Origin of the sequence: Pseudomonas wadenswilerensis (assembly GCF_024749185.1) — a bacterium.
Classification (GTDB): domain Bacteria; phylum Pseudomonadota; class Gammaproteobacteria; order Pseudomonadales; family Pseudomonadaceae; genus Aquipseudomonas; species Aquipseudomonas wadenswilerensis.
Genome location: NZ_CP087191.1, coordinates 265101 through 282126, shown reverse-complemented (window position 1 = coordinate 282126; position 17026 = coordinate 265101). Strand labels below are relative to the sequence as shown.

The following is a 17026-nucleotide window of genomic DNA, read 5'->3' as shown; positions in this document are numbered from 1 at the left end:
CACCGGAGGAGAACGATCATGGGTCGCTTGTTGAGCTGTTTACTGGTTGCCTGCCTGAGCCTGTCGGCGGTTGCCGCCGATGCCATCAAGGGCGAGCGCAAAGAAGTGTTCGGCGATACCACCGTGCACTACAGCACCTTTATTTCCACCTTTCTGACGCCCGAGACCGCCAAGGCGACTGAACTGGTGCGCAGCAAGAACCAGGGCGTGATCAACGTCTCGGTGATCAAGGCCGGCAAGCCGGTGGTCACCCAGGTCAACGGTACCGTCAAGGACCTGACCAGCAACTCGGTACCGCTGAAGTTCAAGCAGATCACCGAACAAGGCGCGATCTATTACATCGCCCAGTTCCCTGTTGAGCAACAGGAAACCCGTACCTTCACCATCAACGTTGGGGTTAACGGCAAGACCGAAACCATCAGCTTCAACCAAGAGCTTTTCCCAGGCGAATGATGACTTTTCAGCAAATCGTATTGGCCAGCCACAACGCCGGCAAACTCAAGGAACTGCAGGCCATGCTCGGTGACACCGTGCAACTGCGTTCCATTGGCGAATTCAGCAGCGTCGAGCCGGAAGAAACCGGCCTGTCGTTCGTCGAGAACGCCATTCTCAAGGCGCGCAATGCCGCGCGCATTTCCGGCATGCCGGCGCTGGCCGACGACTCGGGCCTGGCCGTGGACTTCCTGGGCGGCGCGCCCGGCATCTATTCGGCACGTTACGCCGACGGTAAAGGCGATGCAGCGAACAACGCCAAATTGCTCGATGTGCTCAAGGACGTTCCGCAAGAACAGCGCGGCGCCCAGTTCGTCTGCGTCCTGGCCCTGGTCCGCCATGCCGACGACCCACTGCCGATTCTCTGCGAAGGGCTGTGGCACGGCCGCATCCTGACCCAGGCCAGCGGTGAACACGGCTTTGGCTACGACCCGCTGTTCTGGGTACCGGAGCGCGATTGCTCCAGTGCCGAGCTGAGCCCTGCCGACAAGAACCAGATCAGCCACCGTGCCCGTGCCATGAGCCTGTTGCGTCAACGTCTGGGCCTGGCATGACCAAGCGTTCGCCGGCACAGCCACTGCACTTGGGCGAGGCTGGCTTTTCTTCCCAAGCACCGCGGGCGGCATTGACGCAGTTGCCGCCCCTGGCGCTGTACATCCATATCCCCTGGTGCGTGCGCAAATGCCCGTACTGCGACTTCAACTCCCACGCCGCCACCCCCGAGCTGCCTGAAGAAGCCTACGTCGATGCCTTGCTGGCCGACCTGGACCAGGAACTGGGCGCCGTTTATGGCCGCCCGATCAGCTCGATCTTCTTCGGCGGCGGCACCCCGAGCCTGTTCAGCGCCCGCGCCCTTGGCCGCTTGCTGGTGGGTGTGGAGCAACGCATCCCGTTTGCCAGGGACATCGAGATCACCCTGGAAGCCAACCCCGGAACGTTCGAGCAGGAGAAGTTCAAAGCCTACCGGCAGCTGGGCATCAATCGCCTGTCGATCGGCATCCAGAGCTTCCAGCAGGCCAAGCTCGAAGCCCTGGGCCGCATCCACAACGGTGACGAGGCCATTCGCGCCGCCGACATGGCGCGCAATGCCGGGTTCGACAACTTCAACCTCGACCTGATGCACGGCCTGCCCGACCAGTCGCTGGACGACGCCCTGGGCGACCTGCGCCAGGCCATCGCGCTGAGCCCTACGCACCTGTCCTGGTACCAGCTGACCCTGGAGCCGAACACGGTGTTCTGGAACCAGCCGCCGCTGCTGCCCGAAGACGACATCCTCTGGGACATCCAGGAAGCCGGCCAGGCGCTACTGGCCAGCCACGGCTACGCCCAGTACGAAGTCTCGGCCTACGCCCAGCCCGGCCGCGCCGCCCGCCACAACCTCAACTACTGGAGCTTTGGCGATTTCATCGGCATTGGCGCTGGCGCCCACGGCAAGCTCAGCCACCCCGACGGGCGCATCCTGCGCACCTGGAAGACCCGCCTGCCCAAGGACTACCTGAACCCGGCCAAGGCCTTCAAGGCCGGCGAGAAGCTGCTGCCGGTGGATGAGCTGCCGTTCGAGTTCCTGATGAACGCCCTGCGCCTGACCCAAGGGGTGGAGATCGAGCTGTTCAGCCAGCGCACCGGCTTGCCGCTGGAACAGCTCGCGGCAGCGCGCCGTGAAGCCGAACAAAAAGGGCTTTTGCAGGTCGAACCGACGCGACTGGTCGCTACCGCGCGTGGCCAGTTGTTCCTCAACGACCTGCTGCAGTATTTCTTGACCTAAGGATTGCGAATGGACCTGGTACTCGACCTGCTCTCGACCGTTTCCCGCTGGAGTCGCAGCAACCTGTCGGAGATTTCCCTGGCCTTGGTGGGCTGTTTGCTGGTGCTGTTCGGCACCGACATCAAAGGCTGGGTCGAACAACGCCTGGGCGGCCTTGCAGGCGCCTTGCGCGTGCCATTCATGGCGCTGTTGGTGATGATCGGCAGCGGTGCGGCGCTGATCTATGCCACGCCGTGGGTAGTGAAGGGGCTCGCGCAGTTCAACAACTATGCGTTGGCGCCGGTGTTGCTGATTGTGCTGGTGTTGATTGGCGTGGTTGCTGATCGGCGCTGAAGATCAGGGCGCTTTCAGGGCTGCTTCGCAGCCCATCGCCGGCAAGGCCGGCTCCCACACAGATCTCCTGACAATTTAACACTGCAGGCAATCACAGCACCTGTGGGAGCCGGCCTTGCCGGCGATCGACCGCAAGGTTTACGCCAGCTTCTCGAACTTCAGATCCCACACCCCATGCCCAAGCCGCTCGCCGCGGCGTTCGAACTTGGTGATCGGGCGTTCGGCCGGGCGCTCTACGCACTTGCCGTCTTCGGCCAGGTTGCGATAACCCGGGGCCACGTTCATCACTTCCAGCATGTATTCGGCATAGGGCTCCCAGTCGGTCGCCATATGGAACACGCCGCCCACCTTGAGCTTGCTGCGCACCAGCGCGGCGAATTCCGGCTGAACGATGCGGCGCTTGTGGTGACGGCTCTTGTGCCATGGGTCGGGGAAGAACAGCATCAGCCGGTCGAGGCTGTTGTCAGCCACGCACTTGTTCAGCACTTCAATGGCGTCGCAGTCATACACCCGCAGGTTCTTCAGGCCCTGGGTCAGCACGCCGTTGAGCAGCGCGCCGACACCCGGACGGTGCACTTCGACACCGATGAAGTCCTGCTCCGGTGCGGCAGCAGCCATTTCCAGCAGGGAATGGCCCATGCCGAAACCGATCTCCAGGGTCCGCGGCGCCGAGCGGCCAAAGACCTGGTCGTAGTCCACCGGGCTCTCGGCCAGGGGCAGGATGAACAACGGCCCACCCTGGTCCAGGCCACGCTGCTGGCCTTCGGTCATGCGCCCGGCACGCATCACGAAACTCTTGATGCGGCGGTGTTGGCGCTCTTCGCCTTCGGTGGTGATCGGCGTTTCTTGCGATTCAGTCATCAGGGGCTCTTACTTGATCAGACCATCCAGCGGCGACGAGGCGCTGGCATAGAGTTTTTTCGGCATACGCCCGGCCAGGTAGGCCAGACGGCCAGCGACAATGGCGTGTTTCATGGCTTCGGCCATCATGACCGGCTGTTGTGCGTGAGCAATCGCCGAGTTCATCAGCACCGCCTCACAACCCATTTCCATGGCGATGGTGGCGTCCGATGCGGTACCGACTCCAGCGTCGACCAACACAGGTACTTTCGATTCTTCGAGGATGATCTGCAGGTTGTACGGGTTGCAGATCCCCAGGCCCGTACCGATCAGACCGGCCAGCGGCATCACTGCGATACAGCCGATTTCGCCCAGCTGACGGGCAATGATCGGATCGTCACTGGTGTAGACCATCACATCGAAACCGTCCTTGACCAGCACTTCGGCGGCCTTGAGGGTCTCGATCACATTAGGGAACAGGGTCTTCTGGTCGGCCAGCACTTCGAGCTTGACCAGGTTGTGGCCATCGAGCAGTTCACGGGCCAGGCGGCAGGTGCGCACGGCTTCGACCGCGTCATAGCAACCCGCAGTGTTCGGCAGGATGGTGTAGCGATCGGGTGGCAGCACGTCGAGCAGGTTCGGTTCGCCCGGGTTCTGACCGATGTTGGTCCGGCGCACGGCCACGGTGACGATCTCGGCACCGGAGGCCTCGATGGCCAGGCGGGTTTCTTCCAGGTCACGGTACTTGCCGGTGCCGACCAGCAGGCGCGACTGGAAGGTACGACCGGCCAGGGTGAAGGGCTTGTCGCTACGAACGTTGCTCATCGGTAATCCTCTTGAAGGTTGAGGGACTTGCAGGTAAATCGCGAAGGCCTAGCCACCGCCAATAGCGTGTACCACTTCAACCTGGTCGCCTTCGTTCAGCGCGGTGCTGTCGTGCTGGCTGCGCGGCACGATGTCCAGGTTGAGTTCGACCGCCACCCGGCGACCCGCCAGGTCAAGCCGGTTGAGCAGGGCCGCGACGCTTTCGCCATCGGGCAATTCGAAAGGTTCACCGTTCAGTTGAATGCGCATGCGCACGGCCGCCATTATTTTTAGGGGCCCGCATTCTAGCCCTGATCAGGGCGCAAACCCAAGGCCGGGCCGCGCCATTCGTCTCGATCCGGACTCGCGGGTCAGCTCAGGCGCCAGGCTGCAAGGCCCAGGCACAGCCATCCGCCGAGAAACGCCAGACCGCCAAAGGGGGTGATGATGCCAAGCTTGCCGATGCCGCTCAGCGTCAGCACATACAGGCTACCGGAAAACAGCAGGATCCCCAGGGCGAACAGACCACCGGCCCAACCGACCAGGCGCCCGGGCAGGTGCACCGAGAGCACGGCTACCGCGAGCAGGGCCAGGGCATGCACCAGCTGGTAGGTCACGCCGGTATGGAAGATCGCCAGGTATTCGCTGCTCAACCGGCCCTTGAGGCCATGGGCGGCAAAGGCCCCCAGGGCCACGCCGGTGAATCCGAAAAATGCCGAGAGCAGCAGAAAGCTACGAAGCATTGGGAAGACTCCTAGTCATCACAGGGTCTGTATAATGGCCCGCTCCATCGGTTCGGCCAAGCCATCACCTATGCTGTCTTCCATTTTCCGCCGTCTCACCCGTGCCCTGTTGTGGTTCGCCGCTGGCAGCGCCCTGCTGGTGCTGGTGTTTCGCTGGGTGCCGCCGCCAGGTACCGCGCTGATGGTCGAGCGCAAGGTCGAGTCCTGGTTCAACGGCCAGCCGATCGACCTGCAACGGGACTGGGAGCCGTGGGAGCAGATCTCCGATGAGCTCAAGCTGGCGGTGATCGCCGGCGAAGACCAGAAGTTCGCCTACCACTGGGGCTTTGACTTCAATGCCATCCAGGCGGCGCTGGCCCATAACGAACGCGGTGGCAGTATCCGCGGCGCCAGCACCCTGAGCCAGCAAGTGGCCAAGAACCAGTTCCTCTGGGCTGGCCGTAGCTGGCTGCGCAAGGGCTTGGAAGCCTGGTTCACCGCGTTGATCGAGCTGCTGTGGTCGAAAGAGCGGATTCTTGAGGTCTATCTCAACAGCGCTGAATGGGGTGAAGGCGTGTTTGGCGCGCAGGCCGCAGCGCGGCACCACTTTGGCGTCGATGCCCGTCAACTATCGCGCCAACAGGCCAGCCTGCTGGCTGCGGTGCTGCCCAGCCCGTTGAACTGGAGTGCCAGCCGGCCAAGCACTTATGTGGCGCGACGTGCCGGCTGGATTCGCCAGCAGATGCGCCAGCTGGGCGGTAGTGGTTATCTGGCGCAGCTGGACAGCCCGCGCCGGGCGCCCTGGAGCCAATAAAAAACCCGGCAAAGCGCACACTTTGCCGGGTTTTTTATTGGCTGATTACTGGGTAACCGCCTTAGAACGCGCCCATATAGTCACGTTTGCCCACTTCGACACCGTTGTGACGCAGGATTGCGTAAGTGGTGGTGACGTGGAAGAAGAACTGTGGCAGGCCGTAGGTCAGCAAATAAGCCTGGCCACTGAAGCGCTTCTCTTTCGGCGTGCCCGGACGGGTCACGATTTCGATGCCTTCCTTGCCGTCGATCTGCGCCGGCGCAACGCCGTCCAGGAAAGCCAGAACCTTACTGATCAGCGCTTGCAGTTCAGCAAAGGTGGTTTCGCTGTCATCGTATTTCGGCAACTCGACCTCAGCCAGGCGCGCCGATACACCCTTGGCGAAATCAACAGCGATCTGCACCTGGCGAACCAGTGGAAACATATCCGGATACAGGCGAGCCTGGAGGAAGACGCTCGGATCAATGTTTTTCGCCGTGGCGTGAGCTTCCGCCTTGTTCAGAACATCACTCAAGGCGTTGAGCATTTGCTTGAAAACAGGAACAGAAGCGGCGTACAAGGAAATGGTCATAACAGTCTCGACAGGGGTGGCGGAGAATCATGAAAAAGCCCCGACACGTCGGGGCTTTTTGGTTATTGCCGTATCGCGAATCAGACTGCGATCAAGGCTTTGACCTTGTTCATCGCATTCTTTTCCAGCTGGCGAATCCGCTCGGCAGACACGCTGTATTTCTCGGCCAGGTCATGCAAGGTGGCCTTTTCCTCGGCCAGCCAGCGCTGGTAGAGGATGTCACGGCTGCGATCATCCAGGCCCTGCAGGGCTTCGTGCAGGTTGCTGGTGGAGTTGTCACTCCAGTCGGCATCCTCCAGTTGACGCGCCGGGTCGTAACGGTGGTCTTCCAGGTAGTTGGCCGGCGACTGGAATGCACTGTCGTCGTCGGCTTCACTGGCCGGGTCGAAGGCCATGTCCTGACCGGTCAGGCGGCTCTCCATCTCACGCACTTCACGCGGCTCGACACCCAGGCTTTCGGCGACACGATGGACTTCATCGTTGTTCAGCCAGGCCAGGCGTTTTTTCTGGCTGCGCAGGTTGAAGAACAGCTTGCGCTGAGCCTTGGTGGTAGCGACCTTGACGATGCGCCAGTTACGCAGGATGAACTCGTGAATCTCGGCCTTGATCCAGTGCACCGCAAAGGACACCAGACGCACACCCATTTCCGGGTTGAAACGCTTGACCGCTTTCATCAGGCCAACGTTGCCTTCCTGGATCAGGTCGGCCTGGGCCAGCCCGTAGCCGGAATAGCTGCGAGCAATGTGTACAACAAAACGCAGGTGGGCGAGCACCATCTGCCGAGCCGCCCCAAGATCCTGCTCATAGTAGAGACTCTCGGCCAGTTCACGCTCCCGCTCGGGCGTCAGCAATGGAATGCTGTTGACCGTGTGCACATAGGCTTCCAGGTTTGCGCCGGGAACCAGGGCATAGGCAGGTTGCAACGAAGTGGTCATACGAAAAAACCTCCGACTCACTAAACTCGTGCCATAGGCACTGCCAACATTGACCGGAAACCGCGAAACAAGTTCCCTAAAAATGAAAAGAGTCAATACCAGCAAAAAGACACTATCGCGGTGCAAGCTCGCTCAAGTGGCGGGCGACCGCAATCCAAGCACCGATATACCCTAACAATACCGCTCCAAGCAAGAGGGATAGACCATCGGCTGACGGAACCCCGGCCAGGGCAAAATCACTGCCGTACAGTCCGGAGAGCCCGATTACCGCGTCGTTCAGCCAGTTCAGGCCAAACGCCAGCACGCCCCAGGCCAACACCCCGGCACCCAGGCCATACAAGGCGCCCATGTACAGGAAAGGCCGGCGCACATAGCTGTCGGTACCACCGACCAGCTTGATTACCTCGATCTCGGTACGGCGGTTCTCGATGTGCAGGCGAATTGTGTTACCAATTACCAAAAGCAGTGCCGATACCAGCAAAACCGTCAGGCCGAAGACAAAGCGGTCACCCAGCTTGAGAATCGCCGCCAGCCGCTCGACCCAAACCAGGTCGAGCTGCGCCGCTTCGACCTTGGGCAGCTCCGCCAGGCGCTGACGCAGGGCTTCCAGCGCCGGCTTGTCGACTTCCGCCGGGGTTACCACCACCACGCCAGGCAGCGGGTTCTCCGGCAATTCACGCAGGGCTTCGCCCAGGCCGGACTGCTGCTGGAACTCATTGAGGGCCTGCTCGCGGCTGACATACTCAGCCTCGGCAACCCCGGGCAAACCCTTGATCTGCTCACGCAGGGCTTCGCCTTCGTGGCTGCTGGCATCGAGCTTCAGGTACAGGGAAATCTGTGCCGCGCGCTGCCAGGAGCCACCCAGGCGTTCGACGTTGCTCAGGAGCAACGACAGGCCCATGGGCAGGCTCAGAGCCACCGCCATCACCAGGCAGGTAAAGAAGCTGCCGATCGGCTGCTTGCCCAGGCGCCGCAGGCTGTCGAGCAGGCTCGAACGGTGGCTTTCCAGCCAGGCATGCAGCAGGGTACGAAAATCCGGGCCGTCATCATCGTGACCGCCACGTTTGTTTTTTTCCGGTGCAGCGTCCGCAGCCTTGGGTGCTACTCGCTCGGAAACCTTGGGACTACGTGTCGCACTCATTGCCCGGCCTCCCCGTCGCCGATCAAGCGGCCGCGCTGCAGGGTCAGCATGCGATGGCGCATGCGCGCGATCAGCGCCAGGTCGTGACTGGCGATCAGCACGCTGGTACCCAGGCGGTTGATATCTTCGAATACACCCATGATCTCCGCAGCCAGGCGTGGGTCGAGGTTACCGGTAGGTTCGTCCGCCAGCAGCAAGGCCGGGCGGTGGACAATAGCGCGGGCAATGCCGACGCGCTGTTGCTGGCCGGTGGACAGGTCGCCGGGGTACAGCTCGGCTTTGTCTGACAGGGCCACGCGTTCCAGCGCCGAGTCGACCCGCTTGGCCACTTCGACCTTGGACAGGCCGAGGATCTGCAGCGGCAGGGCGACGTTGTTGAATACGGTACGGTCGAACAGCAGCTGGTGGTTCTGGAACACCACGCCGATCTGCCGGCGCAGGAACGGGATCTGCGCGTTGCTGATCTGCCCCAGGTCCTGCCCGGCCAGCAGCAGCTTGCCGCTGGTGGGACGTTCCATGGCCAGCAACAGGCGCAGCAAGGTACTTTTGCCGGCGCCGGAATGGCCGGTAACGAACAGGAATTCGCCCCGACGCACCCGAAAACTCAACTCATGCAGGCCAACGTGACCATTGGGGTAGCGCTTGGCGACCTGTTCGAATCGAATCATGGATGCTCCCGCTCGGCAAACAGTGCTTTCACGAAGGGTTCGGCTTCGAAGGTGCGCAAATCGTCAATCCCTTCGCCCACGCCAATATAGCGGATCGGCAGGCCGAACTGCTTGGCCAGGGCAAAGATCACCCCACCCTTGGCGGTGCCGTCGAGCTTGGTCAGGGCCAGGCCGGTCAGTTCGACGCTCTGGTTAAAGTGCTTGGCCTGGTTGATGGCGTTCTGGCCGGTACCGGCGTCGAGCACCAGCAGCACCTCGTGGGGTGCGTCGGCATCGAGTTTGCCGATCACCCGACGGACCTTCTTCAGCTCTTCCATCAGGTTGTCTTTGGTGTGCAGGCGACCGGCGGTGTCGGCGATCAATACATCGATATTACGGGCCTTGGCGGCCTGCACGGCATCGAAGATCACCGAAGCCGAATCGGCGCCGGTGTGCTGGGCGATGACCGGGATCTGGTTGCGCTCGCCCCAGACCTGCAGTTGCTCGACCGCAGCAGCGCGGAAGGTGTCACCGGCGGCGAGCATGACCTTCTTGCCTTCGAGCTGCAGCTTCTTCGCCAGCTTGCCGATGGTGGTGGTCTTGCCGGCGCCGTTGACGCCGACCACAAGGATCACGAACGGCTTGCTCTGGTTATGAATGCGCAGCGGCTGCTCGACCGGCTTGAGCAGGTCGGCCAGCTCGCCTTGCAGCGACTTGTACAGCGCATCGCTGTCGGCCAGCTGCTTGCGCGCGACCTTCTGGGTCAGGCTCTGGACGATCACCGAAGTGGCTTCGACGCCGACGTCGGCGGTCAGCAGGCGGGTTTCGATTTCATCCAGCAGGTCGTCATCGATGGCTTTCTTGCCGAGGAACAGGCTGGCCATGCCCTCGCCGATGCTGGCGCTGGTCTTCGACAGGCCCTGCTTGAGGCGGGAGAAAAAGCCACTTTTGCTCTCTTCGCTACGCACTGGAGCGGCTGATTCGGCAACCGGGGCAGCCACTTCCACGGCAGCGGCCACGGGTACAGGCTCGGGCTCCGGTGCGACGACTGGCGCAGGCACGACAACAGGCTCAGGTGCAATGACGACGGGCTCAGGCGCAACTACAACCGGCTCAGGCTCAGGCTCGATGACCGGCATGGGAGCGGGATGCGCACGCTCGGGAATCGGCGGCGGGGTATGCGACTCAAGGTCGGCAACCAGGGCCACCGGCTCTTCAGGCACAGGCAGGACAAGGCCGACGGAAGGCGCGGGCTGAACTTCGACCGGCACGGCAACTGGAGCGACATGCACGGCTTCTGGCACAGCAACAGGTGCAGGTGCAGGTGCAGGTGCAGGTGCAGGTGCAGGTGCAGGTGCAGCCTCGACCGGTGCAACGGCAGCCGCAACCTCGGCAGGCAACGCAGCAGGTTGCTCCGCTTCAATCGGTGCAGGGGCTTGCGGCTGTTCAGCTACGGGTTGCTGGGGCTTTTTGCGCAACCAGCCGAACAGGCCTTTCTTTTCACCAGCCGCGGCCGGCGTCTTTTTGTCGTCGTTGGAACCAAACATGGAAGACGGCTATCTCAGGGTAGCGATGCGCCACTGCGGCGCCTCGTAAATTCTTTTAACGCAGAACAGTCTACTTTTAATCCGGCTCGTTCTTGCGCAGCATTTTGTCATCAAGCCTACGGGCTGGATCCACGACAGGCATGGTCCTCAGGCAACCGGATCAGTATCCTAGCACCTCCAAGCCCGCTGACGCTAAGACCACGCGGGCAGTCCTACAGGTTAAACAACGTATGAATGCTCTAGCCCGCCGCGCCGCTGGCCTGTTGCTCAGCACAGTTTGTCTGCCGTTCGCGGCCTTCGCCGCCGATACGCAACCCACTCACGAGTTCATTCTCGACAACGGCCTGAAAGTGGTCGTGCGCGAGGACCACCGGGCGCCGGTGGTGGTCTCGCAAATCTGGTACAAGGTCGGATCGACCTATGAATCCCCCGGCCAGACCGGCCTTTCCCATGCCCTGGAACACATGATGTTCAAGGGCAGCGAGAAGCTCGGCCCCGGCGAAGCCTCGCGCATCCTGCGCGACCTGGGCGCCGAAGAGAACGCCTTTACCAGCGACGATTACACCGCCTATTACCAGGTGCTGGCCCGCGACCGCCTGCCGGTAGCGCTTGAGCTCGAAGCCGACCGCATGGCCAGCCTGCGTCTGCCGGCCGACGAGTTCAGCCGCGAAATCGAGGTCATCAAGGAAGAACGCCGCCTGCGCACCGACGACCAGCCCAATGCCAAGGCCTTCGAGCTGTTCAGCGCCATGGCCTTCCCAGCCAGCAGCTACCGCACCCCGACCATAGGCTGGATGGCTGACCTTGACCGTATGAAGGTCGAGGAGCTGCGTCACTGGTACGAATCCTGGTACGTGCCGAACAACGCCACCCTGGTGGTGGTCGGCGATGTCACTGTCGAGGAGGTCAAGGGCCTGGCCCAGCGCTTCTTCGGCGCCATCCCGAAACGCGCGGTGCCACCGGCCAAGCTGCCGCTGGAGCTGGCCGAGCCTGGCCTGCGGGAAACCACCCTGCATGTACAAACCCAGCTGCCGAGCCTGATCTACGGCTTCAACGCCCCCGGCCTCGCCACTGCCAAGGACCCCCGCACCGTGCACGCCCTGCGGCTGATCTCGGCACTGCTCGACGGCGGTTACAGCGCACGCCTGCCGAGCCGCCTGGAGCGTGGCCAGGAGCTGGTCTCCGGTGCTTCCTCCAGCTACAACGCATTTACCCGCGGCGACAGCCTGTTCCTGATCTCGGCCACGCCGAACCTGCAGAAACACAAAACCCTGGCCGACGTCGAAGCCGGTATCTGGAAGCTGCTCGACGAGCTCAAGACCACCCCGCCTTCGGCTGAAGAGCTTGAGCGCGTACGTGCCCAGGTCATCGCCGGGCTGGTCTACGACCGTGACTCCATCAGCAGCCAGGCCACCGCCATTGGCCAGTTGGAAACCGTCGGCCTGTCGTGGAAGCTGATCGACAGCGAGCTGGACGAGCTGAAAAGCGTGACCCCGGCAGACATCCAGAGCGCCGCCCGCACCTACTTCACCCGTGAACGCCTGAGCGTTGCCCATGTACTGCCCGAGGAGAACGCTCATGAGTGAACGCAGCGCACCCCGCTACACCCTGATCGGCCTGGGCCTGCTGTTGCTGCTGGGCCTGCTGGCTTTCTTCCTGGCCAAGCCGGCGCAATCGGATAACGCCGCGCAACCGGCCACCAGCACCGCCGCCAAGGCGGCCAACACCTTGCAATCGCTGGCTGAGCTGGACGGCAAGGCGCCAAGCCGCCGACAGTTGAACATCCAGACCTGGAATACCGCCGAAGGCGCCCGCGTGCTGTTCGTCGAAGCCCGCGAGCTGCCGATGTTCGACCTGCGCCTGACCTTCGCCGCCGGCAGCAGCCAGGACGGCGATGCCCCGGGCCTGGCGACCCTGACCAACGCCATGCTTAACGAAGGCGTAGCCGGCAAGAGCGTCACCGCCATCGCCGAAGGCTTCGAAGGCCTGGGCGCCGACTTTGGCAATGGCGCCTACCGCGACATGGCCGTGGCTTCGCTGCGCAGCCTGAGCGCCGCCGACAAGCGCGAGCCGGCGCTGAAGCTGTTCGCTGAAGTGGTCGGCAAACCAACCTTCCCGCAGGACGCCCTGGCACGCATCAAGAACCAGATGCAGGCCGGCTTCGAGTACCAGAAGCAGAACCCTGGCAAACTGGCCGGTATCGAGCTGTTCGAGCGCCTGTACGGCACCCACCCTTATGCCCACCCGAGTGACGGCACAGCCAAGAGCATCCCGCCGATTACCCTGGAGCAACTGCGCGCCTTCCACGCCAAGGCCTATGCCGCCGGCAACACAGTCATCGCCCTGGTCGGTGATTTGAGCCGCAGCGAAGCCGAAGCCATTGCCGCGCAAGTTTCCTCTGCCCTGCCAAAAGGCCCGGCACTGGCCAAGGTTGAACAGCCTAGCGAGCCCAAAGCTGGCACCACGCACCTCGATTTCCCGTCCAAGCAGACCCACCTGATGCTCGCTCAACTGGGCATCGACCGTAACGATCCGGACTACGCTGCGCTTTCGCTCGGCAACCAGATCCTCGGCGGCGGCACCTTTGGCACCCGCCTGATGAGCGAAGTGCGCGAGAAGCGCGGCCTGACCTACGGCGTGTACTCGGTGTTCAGCCCGATGCAGGTGCGGGGCCCATTCATGATCAACCTGCAGACCCGTGCCGAGCTCAGCGAGGGCACCCTCAAGCTGGTTCAGGACATCCTCGCCGACTACCTCAAGAGCGGCCCGACCCAGCAAGAGCTGGACGATGCCAAGCGCGAACTGGCCGGCAGCTTCCCGCTGTCCAATGCCAGCAACGCCAGTATCGTCGGCCAGTTGGGCGCCATCGGCTTCTACCACCTGCCGCTGACCTGGCTGGAAGACTACATGCAGCAATCCCAGGCGCTGACCACCGAACAGGTCAAGACCGCGCTGAACAAACACCTGGCCGCTGACAAGATGGTCATCGTCACCGCCGGGCCAAGCGTGCCGCAAAAACCACTGCCGCCGCCCACTGACAAACCCGCCGAGCAACCGCTTGGCGTACCGGAGCATTAATGGCCAGTCCATCCGCAAAATCGGCCAAGCCGCACCACGGCCTGGGCCAGCTGCGCATCATTGCCGGCGAATGGCGCAGCCGGCGCCTCGGCTTCCCTGACGCGCCGGGCCTGCGGCCGACCCCGGACCGGGTCCGCGAGACCCTGTTCAACTGGCTCGCCCCGCACATCGAAGGGGCAAAAGTGCTCGACGCCTACACCGGTAGCGGCGCGCTGTACCTCGAAGCGCTGTCCCGTGGCGCAGGCGAGTCCGTGGCCCTGGACAGCAACCCGGCGGCCATCGCCAGCTTGCGGCAGAACCTGGAAACCCTGCGTTGCCCACGCGGCCAGGTGATCCAGACCGACGCCCAGCGCTACCTGCAGGGCGAGCCGAAGCTGGCCTTCGACCTGGTGTTCCTCGATCCGCCGTTCAACCAGGGCTTGCTGCCCACCACCTGCGCCCTGCTTGAAGAGCGTCAGTGGCTGGCCGAGAACGCCTGGATCTACACCGAGAGCGAAACCCCGCCATCGACCCTGCAGCTGCCCGGCAACTGGCGCCTGCACCGAGAGAAGAAAGCCGGCCAGGTGTATTACGCACTCTGGCAACGCAGCTGATTCACAGCAGGAAGGCGCAACGGGCGTTACACTTCAAGACAACCGTTGCGCTTTTCTGCCGAGATACCTCCGATGTCATCTGCCCCGTCCAGCCCCTTCAAACCCGCCCTGGGGCTGGGCAATCCGCATATGCAGACGCTATGGGGACCGTTGTGGCGTAAATCAGCGGCCCTGAGCCGCCAGCGCGAACGTTTGTGGCTCGCTGATGGCGATTTTCTCGACCTCGACTGGCACGGCCCCCATGAAGCGACAACGCCAGTGGTGCTGGTGCTGCACGGGCTCACCGGCTCCTCCAGCTCACCTTACGTGATTGGCATGCAACAGGCCCTGGCCGACCGTGGCTGGGCCAGCGTGGCGTTGAACTGGCGCGGCTGCTCGGGCGAGCCCAACCTGCTGCCACGCAGCTACCATTCCGGCGCCAGCGAAGACCTGGCTGAAACTATCAACCATCTGCGTGCGCAACGGCCTCAAGCGCCGCTGTATGCGGTGGGCTACTCGCTGGGTGGCAACGTGCTGCTCAAGCACCTGGGTGAAGCCGGTTCGACCAGCCAGTTGCAGGCGGCGGTAGCGGTATCGGTGCCATTTCGTCTGGACCAGTGTGCCGACCGCATCGGCCTGGGCTTTTCCCGGGTGTACCAGGCGCACTTCATGCGCGCCATGCTCGCTTATGTGAAAGACAAGCAGCGCCACTTCCAGCATCACGGGCACCATGAAGGGCTGGCTGTATTGGAGCGCCTGGGATCGCTGGAAAACCTGCGTACATTCTGGGATTTCGATGGTCGGGTGACCGCGCCGCTCAATGGCTTTGCTGACGCCAAGGACTATTACCGGCGCGCATCGAGCCGGTACTTTTTGGGCGAGAACCGTACGCCAACGCTGATCATCCACTCCAGCGATGACCCGTTCGTGTTTGCCCACAGCCTGCCAGGGGCCAATGAGCTGGCGGCGCAGACCACCTTCGAGCTGCACACACGTGGCGGGCATGTGGGGTTTGTCGATGGCAGTGTGCGCAACCCGGGGTACTACCTGGAACGGCGGATTCCGCAGTGGCTGGCGATAAATCGAGCTGACTGAAAAGCTTCGCCGGCAAAGCCGGCTCCCACAGGATTTGTGGTGTTGCACAGTTCTGTGGGAGCCGGCCTTGCCGGCGAAAGGCTGCATTGCAGCCCAACAAGGGCTTACTCAGTCGCCGGTGGCCACCGCCCGCTTGGGATCGGTAATCCACTCACTCCACGAGCCCGCATACAACTTGCCCAGCGGATACCCCGCCAGCGCCAGGGCAAACAGGTTGTGGCAAGCCGTCACGCCGGAGCCACAGTAAGCCACCAACTGCTCTGGCGAACGCTTGCCCAGTTTCTCGGCAAAACGCTGCTTGAGCTGCTCGGCCGGCAAAAACCGTCCATCCGCCCCCAGGTTGTCGGTAAATGCCGCGCACTGCGCGCCTGGGATGTGCCCGGCGACCGGGTCGATGGGTTCGACCTCGCCACGAAAACGCGGCAAGCCACGGGCATCGATCAGGGTCAGCTCGGGCTTGCCCAGGCGCTCGCCCAGCTGCGCGGCATCCAGCACCAGGCTGTCGTCCGGCTCACCGCTGAAGGTGCCTTCACGTTTGGCTGGCGGGTCGAGGCTCAACGGCAGCCCGGCCGCGTGCCAGGCTTTGAGGCCGCCATCCAGGATCGATACGCCGCTGCGCTTGCCTAGCCAGGCCAGCAGCCACCAGGCCCGGGCTGCGAAGGCGCCCGGGCCGTCATCGTAAAGAACGATCTCACTGTCATTGTCGATGCCCCAGGCCCGCAGCCGCTCGACCAGTTGCTCTGGCTCCGGCAACGGATGACGCCCGGTCACGCCCTTAATGATTGGCCCGCTGAGGTCGCGTTCCAGGTCGGCAAAATACGCTCCGGCGATATGCCCCTCGGCGTAACTGCGCTGACCATAATCGATGTCTTCCAGGGCAAAACGGCAATCGAGAATCACCAGCGCCGGCGCCTCCAGGCGTTCGGCCAATTGCTGGGCGGTGATCAGTTGCGCGAGGGGCATGACAGTCTCCTGAACGATTGAACGGATAAGGCCCGGGCGTTATTGCTCCAGCGCCTGGTTAAGCGAAACGTAGAATTCCTGGCACAAGGCATCCACGGCGGGGCGCGCCTTGGCGGTGACGAAGCCGAGCTCCAGCACCAGTACCTGATAGACACCGCGCTTGAAGGCTTCTTCACTCAGGTGCGCGGAATTTTCGCGAGTGGTGCAGAGAAAGCGCACCCAGGAAGTGAGGATGATCCAGGCATTGAGGGTCAGCGACTCGATCTGCACGGTATCCATCTCGACGATGCCGGCCTCGACAAAGCCCCGGTAGATCGCCTGGCCCTGTAGCAGGCAGCGCTGGGAAAAACGCCGGTATCGGGCGGCCAGCTCCTTGTCGCTGTCGAGCAGGTGCTCCAGGTCGCGGTGCAAAAAACGGTAGTTCCACATCGCCGCCAGCAGCGCCTTGAGGTAGAAGCGCTTGTCTTCCACCGTGGCCAGACGCCCTTGCGGCGGGCGCAGGAAGCTTTCCACCAGCTCTTCATACTGAGTGAAGAGCACAGCGATGATTTCCTGCTTGTTGGCGAAGTGGTAGTACAGGTTGCCGGGCGAAATCTCCATGTGCGCGGCAATGTGGTTGGTGCTGACACTACGCTCGCCCTGCTGGTTGAACAGCTCCAGGCTGTTCTGCACGATGCGCTCGCGGGTCTTGATACGCGGGGCCATGA

At 62.8% G+C, this 17026-nt stretch carries 20 protein-coding genes; 9 read left to right on the top strand and 11 right to left on the bottom strand.

What is annotated here, in order from left to right; all coding sequences use genetic code 11:
* Positions 1-18: 18 nt before the first annotated feature.
* The 4 genes from LOY45_RS01270 to LOY45_RS01255 are packed head-to-tail and all read left to right on the top strand — an operon-like array spanning position 19 to position 2590.
* Positions 19-453 (top strand): DUF4426 domain-containing protein, encoded by a 435-nt coding sequence (locus LOY45_RS01270; RefSeq protein ID WP_115089401.1) that lies wholly within the window; start codon positions 19-21, stop codon positions 451-453.
* Positions 450-1046, top strand: coding sequence for an RdgB/HAM1 family non-canonical purine NTP pyrophosphatase (gene rdgB / locus LOY45_RS01265; RefSeq protein ID WP_045193965.1), 597 nt, complete (start codon positions 450-452; stop codon positions 1044-1046). Before LOY45_RS01270 ends, rdgB begins: the two co-directional genes overlap by 4 nt.
* Positions 1043-2257 carry a radical SAM family heme chaperone HemW gene (gene hemW / locus LOY45_RS01260; RefSeq protein ID WP_134061198.1) on the top strand — a complete coding sequence of 405 codons (1215 nt, stop codon included), beginning with the start codon at positions 1043-1045 and terminating at the stop codon, positions 2255-2257. The genes rdgB and hemW overlap by 4 nt, the downstream gene beginning before the upstream one ends.
* 9 nt (positions 2258-2266) lie before the next feature.
* Positions 2267-2590 carry a DUF3392 domain-containing protein gene (locus tag LOY45_RS01255; protein WP_010222202.1) on the top strand — a complete coding sequence of 108 codons (324 nt, stop codon included), beginning with the start codon at positions 2267-2269 and terminating at the stop codon, positions 2588-2590.
* A gap of 138 nt (positions 2591-2728) precedes the next feature.
* Here LOY45_RS01255 and trmB read toward each other — a convergent pair whose 3' ends face one another.
* The 4 genes from trmB to LOY45_RS01235 all read right to left on the bottom strand — a co-directional run bounded on the left by trmB (position 2729) and on the right by LOY45_RS01235 (position 4977).
* Positions 2729-3451, bottom strand: coding sequence for a tRNA (guanosine(46)-N7)-methyltransferase TrmB (gene trmB / locus LOY45_RS01250; RefSeq protein ID WP_134061197.1), 723 nt, complete (start codon positions 3449-3451; stop codon positions 2729-2731).
* Between the two features lie 9 nt (positions 3452-3460).
* Positions 3461-4255, bottom strand: a complete 795-nt coding sequence (locus LOY45_RS01245; RefSeq protein ID WP_115089404.1) for a thiazole synthase — start codon at positions 4253-4255, stop codon at positions 3461-3463.
* A gap of 48 nt (positions 4256-4303) precedes the next feature.
* Positions 4304-4504, bottom strand: coding sequence for a sulfur carrier protein ThiS (gene thiS / locus LOY45_RS01240; protein ID WP_010222198.1), 201 nt, complete (start codon positions 4502-4504; stop codon positions 4304-4306).
* A 101-nt stretch (positions 4505-4605) separates the two neighbouring features.
* Entirely contained in the window at positions 4606-4977 is a 372-nt protein-coding gene (locus LOY45_RS01235) for a DUF423 domain-containing protein (RefSeq protein ID WP_010222197.1), read from the bottom strand.
* A 34-nt stretch (positions 4978-5011) separates the two neighbouring features.
* On the opposite strand from LOY45_RS01235, the gene mtgA reads away from it, so the two are divergent.
* Positions 5012-5770 carry a monofunctional biosynthetic peptidoglycan transglycosylase gene (gene mtgA / locus LOY45_RS01230; protein WP_415842484.1) on the top strand — a complete coding sequence of 253 codons (759 nt, stop codon included), beginning with the start codon at positions 5012-5014 and terminating at the stop codon, positions 5768-5770.
* 61 nt (positions 5771-5831) lie between these two features.
* On the opposite strand, the gene LOY45_RS01225 is transcribed toward mtgA, so the two are convergent.
* The 5 genes from LOY45_RS01225 to ftsY all read right to left on the bottom strand — a co-directional run bounded on the left by LOY45_RS01225 (position 5832) and on the right by ftsY (position 10611).
* The gene (locus tag LOY45_RS01225; RefSeq protein WP_028943901.1) at positions 5832-6341 is read right to left on the bottom strand and encodes a DUF1993 domain-containing protein; all 510 of its coding nucleotides are present in this window, start codon (positions 6339-6341) and stop codon (positions 5832-5834) included.
* A gap of 80 nt (positions 6342-6421) precedes the next feature.
* On the bottom strand, positions 6422-7276 hold the full coding sequence (gene rpoH, locus LOY45_RS01220) for an RNA polymerase sigma factor RpoH (RefSeq protein WP_115089405.1): 855 nt from the start codon (positions 7274-7276) through the stop codon (positions 6422-6424).
* Between the two features lie 112 nt (positions 7277-7388).
* Positions 7389-8417 (bottom strand): permease-like cell division protein FtsX, encoded by a 1029-nt coding sequence (gene ftsX / locus LOY45_RS01215; RefSeq protein ID WP_115089406.1) that lies wholly within the window; start codon positions 8415-8417, stop codon positions 7389-7391.
* A complete protein-coding gene (gene ftsE, locus LOY45_RS01210) occupies positions 8414-9085 on the bottom strand; it encodes a cell division ATP-binding protein FtsE (protein ID WP_065757980.1) in 672 nt (223 codons plus the stop codon). Before ftsE ends, ftsX begins: the two co-directional genes overlap by 4 nt.
* Complete coding sequence (ftsY, locus tag LOY45_RS01205) at positions 9082-10611, bottom strand: signal recognition particle-docking protein FtsY (RefSeq protein WP_258578645.1); 1530 nt, start codon at positions 10609-10611, stop codon at positions 9082-9084. The genes ftsE and ftsY overlap by 4 nt, the downstream gene beginning before the upstream one ends.
* A gap of 230 nt (positions 10612-10841) precedes the next feature.
* On the opposite strand from ftsY, the gene LOY45_RS01200 reads away from it, so the two are divergent.
* From LOY45_RS01200 to LOY45_RS01185, 4 genes are all read left to right on the top strand, one after another.
* Complete coding sequence (locus LOY45_RS01200; RefSeq protein WP_115089409.1) at positions 10842-12197, top strand: M16 family metallopeptidase; 1356 nt, start codon at positions 10842-10844, stop codon at positions 12195-12197.
* On the top strand, positions 12190-13689 hold the full coding sequence (locus LOY45_RS01195) for a M16 family metallopeptidase (RefSeq protein ID WP_115089410.1): 1500 nt from the start codon (positions 12190-12192) through the stop codon (positions 13687-13689). The genes LOY45_RS01200 and LOY45_RS01195 overlap by 8 nt, the downstream gene beginning before the upstream one ends.
* Positions 13689-14282, top strand: coding sequence for a 16S rRNA (guanine(966)-N(2))-methyltransferase RsmD (gene rsmD / locus LOY45_RS01190; RefSeq protein WP_258578644.1), 594 nt, complete (start codon positions 13689-13691; stop codon positions 14280-14282). The genes LOY45_RS01195 and rsmD overlap by 1 nt, the downstream gene beginning before the upstream one ends.
* A gap of 72 nt (positions 14283-14354) precedes the next feature.
* On the top strand, positions 14355-15356 hold the full coding sequence (locus tag LOY45_RS01185; RefSeq protein WP_115089412.1) for a hydrolase: 1002 nt from the start codon (positions 14355-14357) through the stop codon (positions 15354-15356).
* Positions 15357-15464: 108 nt separating this feature from the next.
* On the opposite strand, the gene LOY45_RS01180 is transcribed toward LOY45_RS01185, so the two are convergent.
* Entirely contained in the window at positions 15465-16319 is an 855-nt protein-coding gene (locus tag LOY45_RS01180; RefSeq protein ID WP_258578643.1) for a sulfurtransferase, read from the bottom strand.
* Positions 16320-16358: 39 nt separating this feature from the next.
* Positions 16359-17024: a TetR/AcrR family transcriptional regulator gene (locus LOY45_RS01175; RefSeq protein ID WP_115089523.1), complete on the bottom strand. Its 666-nt coding sequence runs from the start codon at positions 17022-17024 to the stop codon at positions 16359-16361.
* Between the last annotated feature and the right edge of the window lie 2 nt (positions 17025-17026).

What these genes read in the sequence shown, in the direction of transcription:
- LOY45_RS01270 (WP_115089401.1), top strand. Translation starts at nt 19, where the DNA reads ATGGGTCGCTTGTTGAGCTGTTTACTGGTTGCCTGCCTGAGCCTGTCG.
- rdgB (WP_045193965.1), top strand. Translation starts at nt 450, where the DNA reads ATGATGACTTTTCAGCAAATCGTATTGGCCAGCCACAACGCCGGCAAA.
- hemW (WP_134061198.1), top strand. Translation starts at nt 1,043, where the DNA reads ATGACCAAGCGTTCGCCGGCACAGCCACTGCACTTGGGCGAGGCTGGC.
- LOY45_RS01255 (WP_010222202.1), top strand. Translation starts at nt 2,267, where the DNA reads ATGGACCTGGTACTCGACCTGCTCTCGACCGTTTCCCGCTGGAGTCGC.
- trmB (WP_134061197.1), bottom strand. Translation starts at nt 3,451, where the DNA reads ATGACTGAATCGCAAGAAACGCCGATCACCACCGAAGGCGAAGAGCGC.
- LOY45_RS01245 (WP_115089404.1), bottom strand. Translation starts at nt 4,255, where the DNA reads ATGAGCAACGTTCGTAGCGACAAGCCCTTCACCCTGGCCGGTCGTACC.
- thiS (WP_010222198.1), bottom strand. Translation starts at nt 4,504, where the DNA reads ATGCGCATTCAACTGAACGGTGAACCTTTCGAATTGCCCGATGGCGAA.
- LOY45_RS01235 (WP_010222197.1), bottom strand. Translation starts at nt 4,977, where the DNA reads ATGCTTCGTAGCTTTCTGCTGCTCTCGGCATTTTTCGGATTCACCGGC.
- mtgA (WP_415842484.1), top strand. Translation starts at nt 5,012, where the DNA reads ATGGCCCGCTCCATCGGTTCGGCCAAGCCATCACCTATGCTGTCTTCC.
- LOY45_RS01225 (WP_028943901.1), bottom strand. Translation starts at nt 6,341, where the DNA reads ATGACCATTTCCTTGTACGCCGCTTCTGTTCCTGTTTTCAAGCAAATG.
- rpoH (WP_115089405.1), bottom strand. Translation starts at nt 7,276, where the DNA reads ATGACCACTTCGTTGCAACCTGCCTATGCCCTGGTTCCCGGCGCAAAC.
- ftsX (WP_115089406.1), bottom strand. Translation starts at nt 8,417, where the DNA reads ATGAGTGCGACACGTAGTCCCAAGGTTTCCGAGCGAGTAGCACCCAAG.
- ftsE (WP_065757980.1), bottom strand. Translation starts at nt 9,085, where the DNA reads ATGATTCGATTCGAACAGGTCGCCAAGCGCTACCCCAATGGTCACGTT.
- ftsY (WP_258578645.1), bottom strand. Translation starts at nt 10,611, where the DNA reads ATGTTTGGTTCCAACGACGACAAAAAGACGCCGGCCGCGGCTGGTGAA.
- LOY45_RS01200 (WP_115089409.1), top strand. Translation starts at nt 10,842, where the DNA reads ATGAATGCTCTAGCCCGCCGCGCCGCTGGCCTGTTGCTCAGCACAGTT.
- LOY45_RS01195 (WP_115089410.1), top strand. Translation starts at nt 12,190, where the DNA reads ATGAGTGAACGCAGCGCACCCCGCTACACCCTGATCGGCCTGGGCCTG.
- rsmD (WP_258578644.1), top strand. Translation starts at nt 13,689, where the DNA reads ATGGCCAGTCCATCCGCAAAATCGGCCAAGCCGCACCACGGCCTGGGC.
- LOY45_RS01185 (WP_115089412.1), top strand. Translation starts at nt 14,355, where the DNA reads ATGTCATCTGCCCCGTCCAGCCCCTTCAAACCCGCCCTGGGGCTGGGC.
- LOY45_RS01180 (WP_258578643.1), bottom strand. Translation starts at nt 16,319, where the DNA reads ATGCCCCTCGCGCAACTGATCACCGCCCAGCAATTGGCCGAACGCCTG.
- LOY45_RS01175 (WP_115089523.1), bottom strand. Translation starts at nt 17,024, where the DNA reads ATGGCCCCGCGTATCAAGACCCGCGAGCGCATCGTGCAGAACAGCCTG.